The organism is Variovorax sp. GW821-FHT10C12 (genome assembly GCF_059415405.1).
This window is the reverse complement of sequence record NZ_JBWKNE010000003.1, coordinates 37,081-52,257: the sequence shown is the minus strand read 5'-3', so window position 1 is coordinate 52,257 and position 15,177 is coordinate 37,081. Positions and strand designations below refer to the sequence as shown.

The 15,177-nt window shown below is 70.8% G+C and carries 13 protein-coding genes and 1 pseudogene; 4 read left to right on the top strand and 10 right to left on the bottom strand.

The window, feature by feature from the left end; all coding sequences use genetic code 11:
- Window positions 1-28 precede the first annotated feature (28 nt).
- Both AC07OH_RS16765 and AC07OH_RS16760 read left to right on the top strand, forming a co-directional pair.
- Window positions 29-466 carry a RidA family protein gene (locus AC07OH_RS16765; RefSeq protein WP_495301449.1) on the top strand — a complete coding sequence of 146 codons (438 nt, stop codon included), beginning with the start codon at window positions 29-31 and terminating at the stop codon, window positions 464-466.
- A 7-nt stretch (window positions 467-473) separates the two neighbouring features.
- Entirely contained in the window at window positions 474-1,382 is a 909-nt protein-coding gene (locus AC07OH_RS16760) for a PhzF family isomerase (protein ID WP_495301448.1), read from the top strand.
- Window positions 1,383-1,413: 31 nt separating this feature from the next.
- Here AC07OH_RS16760 and AC07OH_RS16755 read toward each other — a convergent pair whose 3' ends face one another.
- The 10 genes and pseudogenes from AC07OH_RS16755 to AC07OH_RS16710 form a co-directional block, all read right to left on the bottom strand.
- Window positions 1,414-2,121 (bottom strand): ABC transporter ATP-binding protein, encoded by a 708-nt coding sequence (locus AC07OH_RS16755; RefSeq protein WP_095743477.1) that lies wholly within the window; start codon window positions 2,119-2,121, stop codon window positions 1,414-1,416.
- 7 nt (window positions 2,122-2,128) lie between these two features.
- Window positions 2,129-2,836 (bottom strand): ABC transporter ATP-binding protein, encoded by a 708-nt coding sequence (locus AC07OH_RS16750; RefSeq protein ID WP_489060911.1) that lies wholly within the window; start codon window positions 2,834-2,836, stop codon window positions 2,129-2,131.
- A complete protein-coding gene (locus AC07OH_RS16745; RefSeq protein ID WP_495301447.1) occupies window positions 2,833-3,903 on the bottom strand; it encodes a branched-chain amino acid ABC transporter permease in 1,071 nt (356 codons plus the stop codon). The genes AC07OH_RS16750 and AC07OH_RS16745 overlap by 4 nt, the downstream gene beginning before the upstream one ends.
- A complete protein-coding gene (locus tag AC07OH_RS16740; protein WP_062476232.1) occupies window positions 3,900-4,769 on the bottom strand; it encodes a branched-chain amino acid ABC transporter permease in 870 nt (289 codons plus the stop codon). Before AC07OH_RS16740 ends, AC07OH_RS16745 begins: the two co-directional genes overlap by 4 nt.
- Window positions 4,770-4,781: 12 nt before the next feature.
- Complete coding sequence (locus AC07OH_RS16735) at window positions 4,782-6,047, bottom strand: ABC transporter substrate-binding protein (protein WP_495301446.1); 1,266 nt, start codon at window positions 6,045-6,047, stop codon at window positions 4,782-4,784.
- A 42-nt stretch (window positions 6,048-6,089) separates the two neighbouring features.
- Window positions 6,090-7,592, bottom strand: a complete 1,503-nt coding sequence (locus tag AC07OH_RS16730) for an aldehyde dehydrogenase family protein (protein WP_495301445.1) — start codon at window positions 7,590-7,592, stop codon at window positions 6,090-6,092.
- A gap of 37 nt (window positions 7,593-7,629) precedes the next feature.
- Window positions 7,630-8,022 (bottom strand): nuclear transport factor 2 family protein, encoded by a 393-nt coding sequence (locus tag AC07OH_RS16725; protein WP_495301444.1) that lies wholly within the window; start codon window positions 8,020-8,022, stop codon window positions 7,630-7,632.
- Window positions 8,023-8,049: 27 nt separating this feature from the next.
- Window positions 8,050-8,850, bottom strand: coding sequence for a MoaF C-terminal domain-containing protein (locus AC07OH_RS16720; protein WP_495301443.1), 801 nt, complete (start codon window positions 8,848-8,850; stop codon window positions 8,050-8,052).
- Between the two features lie 12 nt (window positions 8,851-8,862).
- Window positions 8,863-9,669 carry an SDR family NAD(P)-dependent oxidoreductase gene (locus tag AC07OH_RS16715; RefSeq protein ID WP_495301442.1) on the bottom strand — a complete coding sequence of 269 codons (807 nt, stop codon included), beginning with the start codon at window positions 9,667-9,669 and terminating at the stop codon, window positions 8,863-8,865.
- Window positions 9,670-9,748: 79 nt separating this feature from the next.
- A pseudogene (locus AC07OH_RS16710) lies at window positions 9,749-11,341 on the bottom strand (GMC family oxidoreductase); the annotation flags it as partial.
- A 143-nt stretch (window positions 11,342-11,484) separates the two neighbouring features.
- Here AC07OH_RS16710 and hemE point away from each other — a divergent pair.
- Window positions 11,485-12,594, top strand: coding sequence for a uroporphyrinogen decarboxylase (hemE, locus tag AC07OH_RS16705; protein WP_369631113.1), 1,110 nt, complete (start codon window positions 11,485-11,487; stop codon window positions 12,592-12,594).
- Window positions 12,595-13,073: 479 nt separating this feature from the next.
- Entirely contained in the window at window positions 13,074-15,155 is a 2,082-nt protein-coding gene (gene priA / locus AC07OH_RS16700) for a replication restart helicase PriA (protein ID WP_495301784.1), read from the top strand.
- The last annotated feature ends 22 nt before the right edge of the window (window positions 15,156-15,177 follow it).

The window sequence follows — 15,177 nt, the reverse complement described above, 5'->3', positions numbered from 1 at the left end:
GCGCCACGGCGCCGTCAAGCTTGGCGCCATGACAAAGCAAGCAAGCGAGGCGGCCATCACGGCCGTCACCTCTTCGACGGCACCGGCCCCGCTGGGCCACTATGCGCAGGGCATCGCGCACCGGGGCGTGCTGCATGTCGCCGGCCAACTGCCGGTCGATCCGCGCGCACCCGGGCGTGTCGGTGCGCACAGTGCCTTCGCCCACCAGATGCAGCAGCTGCTCGCCAACTGCGATGCGGTTCTCGAGGCGGCAGGCAGCGGCCGGGCCCAGGTGCTTTCACTGACGCTGTACCTCACCGACCTGGACCACTGGGAAGAGGCGGACCGCCTGTGCGCCACCTTCTTCGGCGCGCATCGCCCCGCACGCACGGTGCTCGGCGTCGCCGCGATCCGCAAGGGCTACGCGGTGCAGGCCGCCATGGTGGCCGCACTCGCGGCGCAGCCCCAGCCCATCCCCCACTGCTGAAACGACGATGACCCCACGCACCCTTTTCCATGTCGATGCATTCACCCGCACGCCGTTTCGCGGCAACCCCGCGGGCGTCGTGCTGAATGCAGACGGCATGTCCGACGAAGCCATGCAGGACCTGGCGCGCGAGCTCAAGCATTCCGAAACCGCCTTCGTGTGGCGCGCCGACGCAGACGACCACGACCTGCGCATCCGCTACTTCACGCCGACCACCGAGGTCCCGCTGTGCGGCCACGCCACCATTGCCGCGCACTTCGCGCGTGCGACGGCGCTGCAGCTCGGCGAGGTGACGCTGCGGCAGAAGACAGGCGCCGGCATCCAGACCGTGGGCCTCTCGCGAAGCGCCACGGGCGGGCACCGGATCGTCATGCACCAGGGCGCACCGGTGTTCGAAGCACCGCTGGAAGGTGCGCTGCGCGAACGCATCGTGGCCGCACTCGGGCTCGCGCCGGGCGATGTGCCTGCCGCACTTCCCGTGCAGGTCGTTTCGACCGGGCACAGCAAGGTCGTCGTTCCGCTGGCGCCGCGGGTCGACCTCGATGCGCTGCGGCCCGACATGCCCGCGCTCTCACAGCTGAGCCGGGCGATCGGCTGCAACGGCTACTTCGTGTTCCAGCAGCCGGCCGGGGAAGACGCCGTGACCGACGGGCGCATGTTCGCGCCGGCCATCGGCATCATGGAAGACCCCGTGACCGGCAACGCCAACGGTCCGCTCGGCGCCTACCTGGTGCGCCACAAGCTCATGGCCCACGACGGGCGGGCGTTGCGCTTCCAGGGCCGCCAGGGTCGCGCGTTGCGGCGCGACGGCGTCGTGCATGTCGAGGTCGTGATCGCGAACGGCGAGCCGGCGGCCGTGTCCATCGCGGGCGATGCCTGCATTCTTTTCTCGGCCTCGCTCGACGGCGTGGCATGACACCACCGCACTCGCTGCGCCTCGACTTACGTCAGGCGGCCGCGAGATAGCTGCTGTGCAGGATCTCCGGCCGGCTGCGCAGTTCTTCCGACGAACCCGCAAAGGCCATGCGCCCGCGCTCCAGCACATAGGCGCGGCTCGACACGGCCAGCGCCACCGTCGTGAACTGCTCGATCAGCAGCACGCCCACGCCCTCGCGCGCGACCTGCTGCACCACCTCGACCAGCCGCTTGACCACCGCGGGCGCGAGCCCCAGCGAGAGTTCGTCGATCGCGAGGTAGCGCGGCTTTCCGATGAGCGCCTGCGCGATGCAGACCATCTGCTTCTGCCCGCCCGACAGCGAGCGCGCGGGCAGCGCGAGCTTTACGCGCAGCTCGGGGAACACACCGAGCACGCGCTCGACCGCATCGGCCACGCCGGCCGCAGGCAGCGCGGTCGCGGCGGCGCGCAGGTTGTCGAGCACCGACAGCTCGCCGAGCACGCGATGCCCTTCCGGCACCACCGCCACGCCGAGCGCGCGCACGCGCTCGGGCCGCTGGCCGTGCAGGGCGTGGCCCTCGACCTCGATGCGCCCGCCCGCGAGCGGCAGCACACCGCCGATGGCCATCACGGTGCTCGACTTGCCCGCGCCGTTGGCGCCCAGCAGCGCCGTCACCTCGCCCGGCGGCACCTGCAGGTCGATGCCGTGCAGCACGGCCTTGCCGCCGCGCTGCAGGCGCAGATCCGTCACGTTCAGCATGGGGTGGTCACTCCGTTCCCAGGTAGGCCTTGCGCACGGCCGGATCGTCGAGCACTTCGCGCGTCGGGCCGAGCGCGAGGCGGCGGCCGAAGTCGAGCACCAGCGTCTGCGTGCAGGTCGCGGCGATCAGGTCGACGTCGTGGTCGATGAGCAGCACCTGCGCGCCGCAGAAGGCATGCACCGCGCCGATCGTGCGGCGCAGCACGCCGGCCTCCTGCTCGGTGAGGCCGGCGCCGGGCTCGTCGAGCAGCAGCAGCTTGGGCGCGCCGACCAGCGATTTCGCAAGCTCCAGCATACGGCGCTGGAACAGGTTGAGGCGGTGCCCCATGACGGTCGCCACGTCAAGCAGGCCCGTGTGCGACAGCGCGCGCGCCACCTGCGATGTTGCTTCGCCGCGCGCATGCGGCACGTGGTCGAGCAGCGCGCGCACGTTGTCCCACACGCTGAGGTCTTCCACCACCTGCTCGGTCTGGAACGAGCGGCGCAGGCCGAAGCGCACGCGCGCGATGGGCTTCAGGCCCAGCAGGTCGGCGCCGTCCACCGCCACGCGGCCGGCACTCGGCGACACGAGGCCGCTGAGCACATTGACCAGCGTGGTCTTGCCCGCGCCGTTCGGCCCGATCAGGCCGCACACGGGCGCATCGAGCTGCGCCGTGAGCGCGTCGATGGCCTTGACGCCGCCGAAGGCGACGGTGAGATCGTCGATGCGGATCACGGCGCGGCGTCCTTGTCCTTCGGTGCGGCGAAGCGTTGGCGCACCGCCTCGAACACGCCCATCAGCTGCCCCGCGATGCCGCTCGGCGCGGTGATGAGCGCATGCAGCAGCGCCACGCCGAAGAAGATCATCGCGAGGTAGCCGTTGACGCCGAAGTCGGTCAGCAGCGCCGGCACCGCGCGCAGCAGCAGCCCGGCGATGAGCGCACCGGCCCAGTGGTACACGCCGCCCACCACCGTGAGCGCGAACAGCATCACCGATTCGCCGGCCGTGAAGGCGCGCCCGTCGAGCTGCCCCACGCCGCCCGCGAGCAGCGCACCGGCCACGCCGGCGCAGAAGCCCGCGAGCCCGAAGGCCCAGGTCTGGTAGCGCAGGATGTTCACGCCGGCCGCCACGGCCGCCGCCTCGCCGCGCCGGATCAACGCCCACGAGCGACCTGCACGCGTGCGCCGGTGCAGCTCGATCAGCGCCAGCACCGCGGCCAGCCACACGGCCACGTAGCGAAAGTACGCGGCGTCGGACAGCGCCAGCGCGGGCCGCGGCATCATCAACCGCTCGCTGCCGAACACACGGCCCAGCCAGCCCGCGCCTCCGTCGGGAAAGCCCGTCACGTTGACGACCACCTGGAAGCCGCCCGCCATCATCATCGTGACGAGCGCCAGGTACAGCCCCTTGAGCCGCAGCGCCGGCAGCCCCGCGAGCATGCCCACGACGCACGACAGCAGCCCGCCCGCGAGCACCGACAGCTCGAAGGGCCAACCGAGCCCGTGCCCCGCGCGCAGCGCGACCCAGCCGCCCGCGCCGAGCAGCGCGTACTGGCACAGCGACACCAGCCCGAGCTGGCCATAGAGCAGCGCCACGCCCGCCGCCGCGACCGACAGCGCGAGCGACGACGTGAGCGTCTTGATCCAGTACGCGTTCGCGAACCACGGCACGGCCCAGCCGATCAGCAGCACGCAAGCCACCATCAAGATGAGCGAGCGGCGGGCGCGGCGCGTGGCCTGCGCGAGCGCGGCGGGTGCGGCGTCGGACGTGGGCATGGCGCCTTCGAGGATCGACGCGTTCATGCCGAGCGCGTCCCCGCGCGGTAGAAGACGATCATCGCCAGCGCGATGAGGAAGGGCGTCGCCGTGCGAAAGGCCGCGAAGCCCGGCACCGTGATCGCCAGCGCCTCCAGCACGCCGATGGCGATGCCGCCCGCCACCGTGGCCGGCAGCGAATGCAGGCGGCCGATGATGGCGGCGGCAAAGGCCGGAATCACGAGAAAGGTCAGCAGCGTGGCCTGCAGCCGCACGATGTTGGCCAGCAGCAACCCGCACACGCCCGCGAAGGCGCCGCTCAATATCCACGCCACCGTGTCGACGCCGAGCACGCGGATGCCGAGCAGCGCGCTCAGGTCGCGGTCGTTGGCCAGCGCGCGCATCTTCAGCCCCACGCGCGTCTTCGACAGCAGCAGGCCGACGCCGCCCATCATCAGCACCGCCAGCGCCAGGCCGAGCGCGCGCGTGTGCGTGAGCCGCACCTCGACCTCGCCCAGCACGAATTCGAGCGCGCCGCCGTCGGTCGGCAGCACGAGGCGGCGCGGCTGCTCGCCCCAGGTCCATTCGGTAAAACCCACCACCACGAGCGCGAAGCCCAGCGTGGCGATGCTGCGGATGGTCGGGTCGCGGTGCGACAGGCGCGGCGCCAGCAGGCGTCCGTAGGCCAGCGACAGCGCCATGGCCGCGAGCACCGCCGCACACCACGCCAGGCCCTGCGGCCAGTCGGCTTCGAGCAGCGTCCAGGCCACGTAGGCACCGAGCGCACCGATGGCCCCGAAGGCGAAGTTCAGCACGCCCGACGAGCGATAGAGCACCACCAGCCCCACGCCCGAGAGCGCGTACACCGCGCCCAGGCCCAGGCCCGAGATGACGAAAGGCAGGTAGTCCTCCATGGCCCGGCGCGCTTACTTCAGGCCCATCTTCTGCTCGTCGGCACGGATGTCGACCAGCTCCGGGTCGTCCGCCGTGAGGCAGCCACCGGGTGCAAAGCGCCAGCCGTTGCCGTCGGGGCTGGCCATGGGACCGCTGTTGTTCGCGTTATGGCGGTTGCCGCTGCCCACGTAGAAGGGCTTGCACAGGATGTCGCTGCGGAAGTCGCTCACCTTGCGCAGCGCATCGGTCACGCCGGCGCGGTCGATCTTCTTCGGGTCCATCTTCAGCATCGCCTGCGTGGCCAGGCGCGCGGCCAGGTAGCCGGCCTGCGAGAAGGTGTCGCGCGGGTCGCTCTTGGCACCGTGCTTGTCCATCACCGCGAGCCAGTTCTTGTTGTCGGGCCCGGCCGATTCGAGCGGGTTGAATTCGAGGTTGACGTCGAAGTTGCCTTTCCAGTACGGACCGATGGCCTTGGGCACGTCGACGTTGTAGGCCGGCGCGGCCGACACGAAGTGGATCTTCTTGCCCAGGTTCTGCTGCTCGGCCGCGGCCAGCATCGGCACCAGGATGCCCTTGGGCACGTTCATGATGATGGTGTCGGGCTTCTTCGCGGCGGCCTGCAGCATGGTCGAGGTGGCGTCGGCCGAACCGGGGTCGATGGTGAGGGTCTCGGCCGTCACGCCGTTCTTCCTGCCCCATTCCTTCGGCCCTTCGCAGGCCCAGTTGCCCAGGCTCGGGATGTTCGGAATGATGCAGACCATCTTCTTGGCCTTGTACTTCTGCGCGGCGTACATCGCGGCGATGGTGGCCGACACGCGCGGCCCCGCATTCACCGGCACGTAGTTGCGCGCGTTGAAGCACTCGCGCGGCACGCCGGTGCCGGCGATGACCATCACGCCCTCGTCGGCGTACATCTTGGCGTTGGCGCCGCACTCCACGAAGCTGGTGCTGCCCACGAGCGCGACCACCTTGCGGTCCTTCACGAGCTTGGAGGCCACCTGCGCGGCCGTCTCGGGGTTCCACTGGTCGTCGAGCACGAGGTAGTCGACCGGCCGGCCGTGGATGCCGCCGTTGGCGTTGACGCACTTGAAGTACGCGGCCGCCGCCTGGCCCGAGGCGCTGAAGTCGTCGGGGCCGGTCTTGCCGACCACGGCGCCGATGGGAATGGGCTCGCCCGTGGCGGGCTTGCCGGTGTTGAGGCCGCAGTCGGGGCCAGACTGCGCCCAGGCGCCGCTGAAGCCGGCCAGGCCCAGCGCGCCCGCAACGGCCGACAGCGCGATTCGTCTTTTGCTTTGCATGAGGTGTCTCCTTCTTTCTGGGTGATCGAAACCGGGGCGGGGCTACACCGCCATGCAGACGCTCTTGAGTTCGGTGAAGCTCTCCACCGCCGCACGCCCCAGGTCGCGCCCGCTGCCCGACTGCTTCACGCCGCCCAGCGGCAGCGCGTTGTCGAGCACGTTGTGCGCGTTGACCCAGACCACGCCCGCCTGCAGGCGCGGCACGATGCGGTGCACGGCCGAGAGATCGTTCGACCAGACGCTGGCCGCCAGGCCGTAGGCGCTGTCGTTGGCCAGGCGCACCGCGTCGTCCACGTCGTCGAAGGGCACGACCGTCGCAACCGGGCCGAACACTTCCTCGCGTGCGATGCGCATCGACGACTGCGCGTCGACGAACACGGTGGGCTGCACGAAGCAGCCGCCGTCGAAGGCCTGGCGCCCGCCCGTGACCAGCGTCGCGCCCTCGGCCACGGCGCCGTCGATGTGCGCCATCACGCGCGCCAGGTGGCGCTTGGACACCAGCGGCCCGAACTGCGCCTTCGGATCGAAGCCCGAGCCGATGTGCAGGCCTTCGGCCACCTGCGCGAGCCGGCGCACCACCTCGTCGAACAGGTTGCGCTGCACGTACACGCGCGAACCCGCCGTGCACACCTGGCCCTGGTGAAAGAAGATGCCGTTGGCCGCGCCCTGCGCCGCCGCCACCGGGTCGGCGTCGCCGAGCACGATGAGCGGCGACTTGCCGCCCAGCTCCAGCGTGAAGCGCGCCATGCTGTCGACGGCCGCGTGGCCGATGTGCCGGCCCACCGCCGTCGAGCCGGTGAAGCTGATCTTGCGGACGTCCGGGTGCGCCGCCAGCGCCGCGCCGGCCGTGGCGCCGCGCCCGCACACCACGTTGAGCGCGCCCGGCGGAAAGCCCGCCTCCAGCGCCAGCTCGGCCAGCCGCAGCGCGGTGAGCGGCGTTTCTTCCGAGGGCTTGAGCACCACGGTGCAGCCGGCCGCCAGCGCGGGCGCCACCTTCCACAGTGCGATGGCGAGCGGAAAGTTCCACGGCACGATGGCCGCGACCACGCCCACCGGCTCGCGCCGCGTGTACGTGACCCACTGCGCGCCGGGGATGCCGATGGAGTTGTCGAGCGTCTGGCCTTCGAGCTTGGTGGCCCAGCCCGCCATGTAGCGCACGAACTCCGCGCCCGCGCCCACGTCGACCATGCGCGCGATGCCGCGCAGCTTGCCGCTTTGCAGGGTTTCGAGCGCGCTGAGTTCGTCGGCGTGCGATTCGATGAGCGTCGAAAGCGTGTACAGCATGCGCTCGCGGTCGGCCGGGCGCAGCGACTTCCACGCGGCGCTCTCGAAGGTGCGGCGCGCGCCGGCGACGGCGGCGTGCACGTCGTCCGCGTCGCTGTCGGGCGCCTCGGCCACGGTCATCTCGGTGGCCGGGTCGACCACCGGCAGGTACTGCCCGTTGCGGGGCACGACCTCGTGGCCGTCGATGTGGTTGCCGCGGCGGCGCTGCGCCAGCAGGCCCACCTGGCCGAGGTGTTCGATCGAGAGGTCGCGCAGATTCATGGGCGGGCTCCGTGAAGGGGGGCGAAGGAAATCGGTGTCACAGCTGCATGGCACGTGCGACGAGCAGCGTGTCCGTGAACTGCTCGAAGCGCCGCACCTTTCCGCCCTGCACCTGCCACACGTGCGTGACGCGGGCCTGCATCGGCTTGCCGGTTTTGCGGTGGCGCGCGTGGTAGTCGCCGATGCCGACCACGGTGTCGCCGCCGTCGACCAGCCGTTCGAGCACGAAGCGGTAGCCCTCCCACTCGGCGCCGAGCACCTGGAAGACCTTCTCGACCACCTGCGCGGGGCCGACGTGCGTGCCGGCGCAGGGAAATCCGGCCATCTCGGTCCACTGCACGTCGTTGGCCACGTCGGCGAACATCGCGGCGAGGTCGTGGCGGTCGGAGGCGGCGTAGTGGTCGGCCACGATCTGGTAAGGGGTGCGCATGACAAAAGCTCCTGGACAACGATGAGGTCAGACGGGCCCGAACTCGGGCGGGTAGAAGGTCTGCGAGGCCTTGCGCATGAAGGCGCCGGCGGGGTTGTTGGCGATCGCGCCGGTGCCGGTGAGCCCGAGAAACTTGCCGGTCGAGCGGCCGTTCGCGAAGTCGAAGAAGAACACCGACGCAACCGGAATCAGGAACTCGCGGAAGGTGAAGACGTACTGGTCGTCGTCGAACTTCCAGTAGCTCGCGAGGTCGACGTCGCCGTGGCCGCGCTGCACGCCCACGAGGCACTGCCAGGCGTAGCGCTCGGCGCTCAGGTAGGTGTGCTCGTAGGTGTGGTTGGGGCTGTAGGTCTGCCAGGTGCGCAGGCCGATGAGGTCGCGCGTGGCGTGCGGTGCGCTCCCCGTTGCAGTGCCGCCTTCGAGCGTGCCGGGCCAGAAGTCCTGCGGCACGCGCGGCTGGCCCGCGGCCTCGTCGGCGCCGATGATGCGGCAGCGGATCGCGAGCACGCGGCGCGTGCGCGTGTTGAGGACCACGGTCAGCGCCTCGCTCGGGCGGCTGGCCTGCGTGATGTCGAGAAAGAAGGTGTCGGGCGCGACCTCGATGGCCTCGTACCAGTCGCCCTGGCCTTGCCCGCCGCGTGCGCCGTCTTCGTGCCAGTCGAGCATGTGCTGCGCGCGCGGCTGCAGCGTGAGCTGGAAGCCGGGCAGCGCGAGCCGCAGCGTCTGGCCGGCGAGTGCATCGGTGGCGGGCAGGCGGTTGGTTGCGATGCCGAGGGCGAACTGGTCGTAGGTCTTCCAGTCGGCGGGCTTGGTGGTGTCGGTGCTCATGGTGCGGCCCTTTCAGGCGTCGTGCGCGAAGGCGATGGTGGGCAGGTCGACCGCGGACGCGCCGCCATCGACCATCAGCGAACTGCCGCTGACCATCGCGGCCAGCGGCGAGGCGAGGAACAGCACGGCGTTCGCCACGTCGTCGGGGCTGGCGGCGCGGCCCATGGGCACGTCGCGCGTGACGAGGTCGTAGGCCGCATCGGTGTTCGGCAGGCGGTGCTTGTCGACGAGCACCTGCATCTGCTCATCGGCCATCTCGGTGCGCACCCAGCCGGGGCACACGGCGTTCACGCGCACGCCCTGCTGTCCGTAGTCGCGCGCCAGCGAACGCACGAGGCCGATGAGCGCGTGTTTCATGGTCACGTAGCCGACCACGCCCGGCCCTGCGAAGTGGCCCGCGAGCGACGAGAGCACGACGATGTTGCCGCGCCGCGCGATGAGCTCGGGCAGCAGCTCGCGTGCGCAGACGAAGGCGGTGTCGAGGTTCAGGCGCGTGGACAGCGCCCACGAGGCGTCGTCGGTCGAAAGCGCGTCGCCCACGCCGTGGCCGCCCGCGTTGGCGACCAGCACGTCGACGCCGCCGAAGCGTTCGCGCGCGGCGGCCAGGGCGCGCTGCACGTCGGCAGTGTTCGCTGCATCGCCCGCCACCGCGAGCCCGCCGAGCGTCGACGCCACCGTTTCGAGCTGCGCGAGGCGGCGCCCCATCAGCACCACGCGGCCGCCCGCCGCGACGAACTGCGCGGCCACCGCCGCACCGATGCCGGTGCCACCACCGGTGATGAACGCGACCTTGCCGGCCATGGAATTCGGGGAACTCATTCGCTGTGTCTCCTGTTTGGGAAGGACTCTAGGTTTGAGTGCGCTTCGGCGATTGACCGAACGTGCAATCTCAGTTGCCTGACAGCGCGAAGTCCGCGCAGCGCTCGGCCAGCATCACGGTCGGCGCGTTGGTGTTGCCGCTGACGAGCGAAGGCATCACCGAGGCGTCGCACACGCGCAGCTTCGCCACGCCGTGCACGCGCATGCGCGCATCGACCACGGCCATGGCGTCGCGGCCCATGCGGCAGGTGCCGCTCGGGTGGTAGACGGTCTTGGCGCGCTCGCGCACGTAGGCCTCGAGGGCCTCGTCGGACATGTCGTCGGTGGCCGACGGCGCCAGCTCTTCGGACACCACCTCGCGCAGCGCCGGCGCGCGCAGGATGCGGCGCGCCAGCTTCACGCCGCGCACCAGCGTGTCGACATCGGCCTGCGCCTGCAGGTAGCCGCCGTCGAACAGGATCGGCGCCATCGGGTCGCCGCTGCGCAGCGCCACGCGCCCGCGCGACTGCGGGCGCAGGAAGCAGGGGTTGATCGACAGGCCGTGGCCGGCCAGCGGTTCGCGGTCGACGTCGCCCACGAGCACGGGCAGCACATGGAACTGCAGGTCGGGCCGGCCCTCGCCGGTGGTGTCGACGAAGCCGCCGCTCTCGACCACGTTCGAGGTGAGCAGGCCGGAGCCGAACATCATCCATTGCAGGCCGTGCTTCAGCGCCGCCAGGCCGCGGTCGTTGCCCAGCAGGCTCACGGGCTCGCGCGTGCGGCCGTAGACCGACACCTCCAGGTGGTCCTGGAAGTTCTCGCCCACGCCGGGCAGGTCTTTCACCACCGGCAGGCCCAGCGCCTGCAGCTGCGCGCCGGGGCCGATGCCCGACAGCAGCAGCAGCTTGGGCGAAGCGAGCGCGCCGGCCGAGAGGATCACTTCGTCGCGCGCGGTGGCCACCACCTCTTCGCCGCTGCCGTTGCGGCCCGTGCGGTAGACCACGCCGGTCGCCGCGCCATCCTGCGTGAGCACGCGCAGCACGTGCGCGCCGGTCACCACGGTGAGCTTCGGGTCGTCGCGCACGGCCGCGAGGTAGGTGGCGGCGGTGCTCGCGCGCCGGCCTTCGAAGGTGGTGGTCTGGTAGAAGCCCACGCCGGCCTGGGCGGCGCCGTTGAAGTCGTCGTTGTAGGCCAGGCCGCTTTGCTGCGCGGCGCGCAGGAAGGCCAGGCTCAGCGGATGGCGAAAGCGCGTGTCGCTCACCTTCAGCGGCCCGTTCGTGCCGTGCAGCTCGCAGGCGAAGCGCGCGTTGCCCTCGGCCTTGCGGAACCACGGCAGCACGTCGCGCCAGCCCCAGCCCTCGCAGCCCTGCGCCTCCCAGCCGTCGTAATCGGCGGGCGTGCCGCGCACGTAGACCATGGCATTGACCGAGCTGCCGCCGCCCAGCGTGCGGCCCTGCGGCACGAACATCCGGCGGCCGGCGGCGGCGGGCTGCGGCTCGCTCTCGTAGGCCCAGGTGCGCTCGGTGCCGATCACGCGCACGAAGGTGGCGGGCATGTGGATGAAGCGGTCGTCGTCGGGCGGGCCCGCCTCCAGCAGCAGCACGCGGCGCCCGGCGCGCACCAGCCGGTGCGCCAGCACGCAGCCGGCCGAGCCGGCGCCCACCACCACCACATCGAAAACCTGCTGCGCCATGTCCGTTCCGAGCCGAAGTTGTTGTCGGGAACGGATGCTCGCGGCTGGCGCGCGCCCTGGCGCATCGGGGCGGGTTGATGCAACGCAAAGTGCGCTGTCGGTCAACTGACGGCGAACGCGGGGGGCCCTGCGACAATCGGGCCATGCCTTTCGCCCCTTTGCAAAACGACACCTTCCTGCGGGCCTGCTGGCGCCAGGCCACCGATCACACGCCCGTCTGGCTCATGCGCCAGGCCGGCCGCTACCTGCCTGAATACGTTGCCACGCGCGCCAAGGCCGGCAGCTTCATGGGGCTGGCCACCAACACCGACTACGCCACCGAGGTCACGCTGCAGCCGCTGGCGCGCTACCCGCTCGACGCCGCCATCCTGTTCTCGGACATCCTCACGGTGCCCGACGCGATGGGCCTGGGCCTGTCGTTCGAGGCCGGCGAAGGCCCGCGTTTTGCGCGCCCGGTGCGCGACGAAGCGGCCGTGGCCGCGCTCGAAGTGCCCGACCTGGACAAGCTGCGCTACGTGTTCGACGCCGTGGGCTCGATCCGCAAGGCCCTGAACGGCCGCGTGCCGCTGATCGGCTTCTCGGGCAGCCCGTGGACGCTGGCCTGCTACATGGTCGAAGGCGCGGGCTCGAGCGACTACCGCCTCGTCAAAAGCATGCTGTACGGCCGCCCCGACCTGATGCACCGCATCCTCGCGGTCAATGCCGATTCGGTGGCCGCGTACCTCAATGCGCAGATCGACGCCGGCGCGCAGGCCGTGATGATCTTCGACAGCTGGGGCGGCGTGCTGGCCGACGGCGCGTTCCACGAATTCAGCCTGGCCTACACCGCGCGCGTGCTCGCCGGCCTGAAGCGCCACGGCCCCGACGGCCAGCCGGTGCCGCGCATCGTCTTCACCAAGGGCGGTGGCCTGTGGCTGGGCGCCATGCGCGCGCTCGACTGCGAAGTGCTCGGCGTCGACTGGACCGTGAACCTCGCCGCCGCGCGCCGCCTCGTGGCCGAAGGCACCGAGGACAAGGCCAAGGCGATCCAGGGCAACATCGACCCGAACGTGCTGTTCGCCCCGCCCGCGGCCATCGAGGCCGAGGTCGGCAAGGTGTTGCAGGCCTTCGGCAAGCCCCACACCGACCGCACCACGGCAGGCCCGACGCACATCTTCAACCTGGGCCACGGCATCAGCCAGTTCACGCCGCCCGACCACGTCGCGGCGCTGGTCCAGGCGGTGCACGACCAGTCGCGCGCGCTGCGCACTTGAGCTAACAAATGTGAACTGCCGACCGCCCGGTTGGCAGACTCAACGCCCCCTGAAAGCCAGTCGGCCGGCGTTTGTCAAGCCCTAAAACGGCCCCGGACGCCCGACTTATGCACAAAACGCGTGTTGCACTGCGCAAGATTATCTGAGGGGGCATTGGTTCTGCTCCTAAACCAATAGCGACGCTAAGTGGTTGATTTATATAGGTTTTGATTTTTGCTTTTTTTACAGGCATTCCAGCGGAAGCCTTGAAAATCAAGGCTTCGGCGACTATCCAGCCGTCTTGTCAACAAAGTTATCCACAGAAACTCTGGATGACCGCCAAAGCGCAGTGAAATCAACAACTTAAGCGGTCTTGCTCCAAAACGCATTAACAAACCTTGCCAAAAAGGACGCCCAGCCCCTCCACCGAATCGCCGTCCGAAGCCGGCGCGCCACCGGTCACATCCGCCACAAACGTCTCCTGCCCCTGGCGACTCGACATCGCGGTGCAGACGCCCGCGCATGCCGCGCTGGGTGACCTGCTGAGCTACGCCGGCGCCGAGCCGCTGGTGCCGGGCACGCTGGTGCGGGTGCCGCTGGGCAAGCGCGAGGTGCTGGGCGTGGTCTGGAACGAGCCGACCTCGCTGGACGGCGCCGAGCCCGACATGGCGCTCAAGCCCGTGGGCGCCGCGCTCGACGCGCTCGCGCCGCTGGGCGAGGCCTGGCGCGACCTGGTGGCGTTTGCCGGGCGCTACTACCAGCGCTCGATCGGCGAGATCGCGCTGGCCGCCCTGCCGCCGCAGCTGCGCGACCTGAGCACGACCCAACTGGCGCGCCGGCTCAAGCGCAAGACCACGGCCGGCCCGGTGGCCGAGACGGCCGAATCCGCGAACCTGATTGCCCTCTCCGACGAACAGTCGGCCGCGCTGGCCCGCATCGAGGCCGGCACCGGTACCTTCCTGCTGGTGGGCAGCACGGGCAGCGGCAAGACCGAGGTCTACCTGCGCTGCGTGGCCGACCTGCTGGCGCGCGACCCCGAGGCGCAGGCGCTGGTGATGGTGCCCGAGATCAACCTCACGCCGCAGCTCGAGGCCCGCTTCAAGGCGCGCTTCGGCGACGAGGCGGTGGTGTCGCTGCACAGCGGCATGACCAACCCGCAGCGGCTGGCGAGCTGGCTGGCGGCGCACAGCGGCGCCGCGCGCATCGTGCTGGGCACGCGCATGGCGGTGTTCGCGTCGATCCCGGGGCTGAAGCTCATCGTGGTCGACGAGGAGCACGACCCGAGCTACAAGCAGCAGGAAGGCGCGCGCTATTCGGCACGCGACCTCGCCGTGTGGCGCGGCCAGCGCGAAAAGGCCAAGGTGATCCTGGGCTCGGCCACGCCCTCGCTCGAGAGCTGGCACCAGAGCCGGCCGCCCGAGGGCGACGACCCGGGCGGGCGCTATGTGCGGCTGGCCATGCCTTCGCGCATCGGCGCGGGCGCGCTGCCGGCGGTGCGGCTGGTGGACATGAACCTGCAGCCGCCGAAGACGGTGATTTCGGGCGCGCTGCTCGACGCCATCGGCCAGCGCATCGCGCGCGGCGAGCAGAGCATGATCTTCCTGAACCGGCGCGGCTATGCGCCGGTGCTGGCCTGCGGCGACTGCGGCTGGAAGAGCGAATGCCCGCACTGCAGCGCCTACCGCGTGTTCCACAAGATCGACCGCACGCTGCGCTGCCACCACTGCGGCTTCACCGAGCGTGTGCCGCGCGCCTGCCCGGCCTGCGGCAACCCCGACATCGCGCCCGTGGGCCGCGGCACCGAGCGGCTCGAGGAGCACCTGGCCGAGCTGTTCGCGGGCGTGAAGCATGCGGACGGCAGCGCGGTGCGCATCGCGCGCATCGACGCCGACAGCACGAAGAAACAGGGCGCGCTCGAATCGCAACTGGCCGCCGTGCACGCGGGCGAGGTCGACGTGCTCGTCGGCACGCAGATGATCGCCAAGGGCCACGACTTCCGCCGCATCACGCTGGTGGCCGCCGTGAACCCCGACGGCGCGCTGTTCTCCAGCGACTTCCGCGCGCCCGAGCGCTTGTTCAGCCTCTTGATGCAGTCGGCCGGCCGCGCGGGCCGCGACGCCGCCTACCTTGCGGCGCAGGGCGCCAAGGCCGAGATGTGGATCCAGACGCACCACGCGCCGCACCCGCTGTTCGCGGCGCTGCGCCGGCATGACTACGAAGCCTTCGCCAAGCAGCAGCTGGAAGAACGCCAGGCCGCCGCCATGCCGCCCTTCGCGTTCCAGGCGCTGGTGCGCGCCGACGCGCGCGAGCAGGCGGTGGCGCAGGGCTTCCTGAACCTCGCGGCCGACCAGGCCGAGGCGCTGCCCGGCGCCGACCTGGTCACGCGCTACCCGGCGGTGCCGCTGGCGATCCAGCGCGTGGCGAACGTGGAGCGCGCGCAGATGCTCATCGAAAGCCCCTCACGCGCCGCACTCCAACGTCTGCTGGCCGCGTGGCAGCCGCTGCTGCACGAACTGCGACGCACGCCAGAGGGCAAGGGCGTGATCCGCTGGCTGGTGGACGTGGACCCGCACAGCATCTGAGCGAGGCGCGCGGACGCCTGCC

Excerpts from the sequence above, each read along its gene's own strand:
- AC07OH_RS16765 (WP_495301449.1), top strand. The coding sequence starts at position 29 with ATGACAAAGCAAGCAAGCGAGGCGGCCATCACGGCCGTCACCTCTTCG.
- AC07OH_RS16760 (WP_495301448.1), top strand. The coding sequence starts at position 474 with ATGACCCCACGCACCCTTTTCCATGTCGATGCATTCACCCGCACGCCG.
- AC07OH_RS16755 (WP_095743477.1), bottom strand. The coding sequence starts at position 2,121 with ATGCTGAACGTGACGGATCTGCGCCTGCAGCGCGGCGGCAAGGCCGTG.
- AC07OH_RS16745 (WP_495301447.1), bottom strand. The coding sequence starts at position 3,903 with ATGAACGCGTCGATCCTCGAAGGCGCCATGCCCACGTCCGACGCCGCA.
- AC07OH_RS16740 (WP_062476232.1), bottom strand. The coding sequence starts at position 4,769 with ATGGAGGACTACCTGCCTTTCGTCATCTCGGGCCTGGGCCTGGGCGCG.
- AC07OH_RS16735 (WP_495301446.1), bottom strand. The coding sequence starts at position 6,047 with ATGCAAAGCAAAAGACGAATCGCGCTGTCGGCCGTTGCGGGCGCGCTG.
- AC07OH_RS16730 (WP_495301445.1), bottom strand. The coding sequence starts at position 7,592 with ATGAATCTGCGCGACCTCTCGATCGAACACCTCGGCCAGGTGGGCCTG.
- AC07OH_RS16725 (WP_495301444.1), bottom strand. The coding sequence starts at position 8,022 with ATGCGCACCCCTTACCAGATCGTGGCCGACCACTACGCCGCCTCCGAC.
- AC07OH_RS16720 (WP_495301443.1), bottom strand. The coding sequence starts at position 8,850 with ATGAGCACCGACACCACCAAGCCCGCCGACTGGAAGACCTACGACCAG.
- AC07OH_RS16715 (WP_495301442.1), bottom strand. The coding sequence starts at position 9,669 with ATGAGTTCCCCGAATTCCATGGCCGGCAAGGTCGCGTTCATCACCGGT.
- hemE (WP_369631113.1), top strand. The coding sequence starts at position 11,485 with ATGCCTTTCGCCCCTTTGCAAAACGACACCTTCCTGCGGGCCTGCTGG.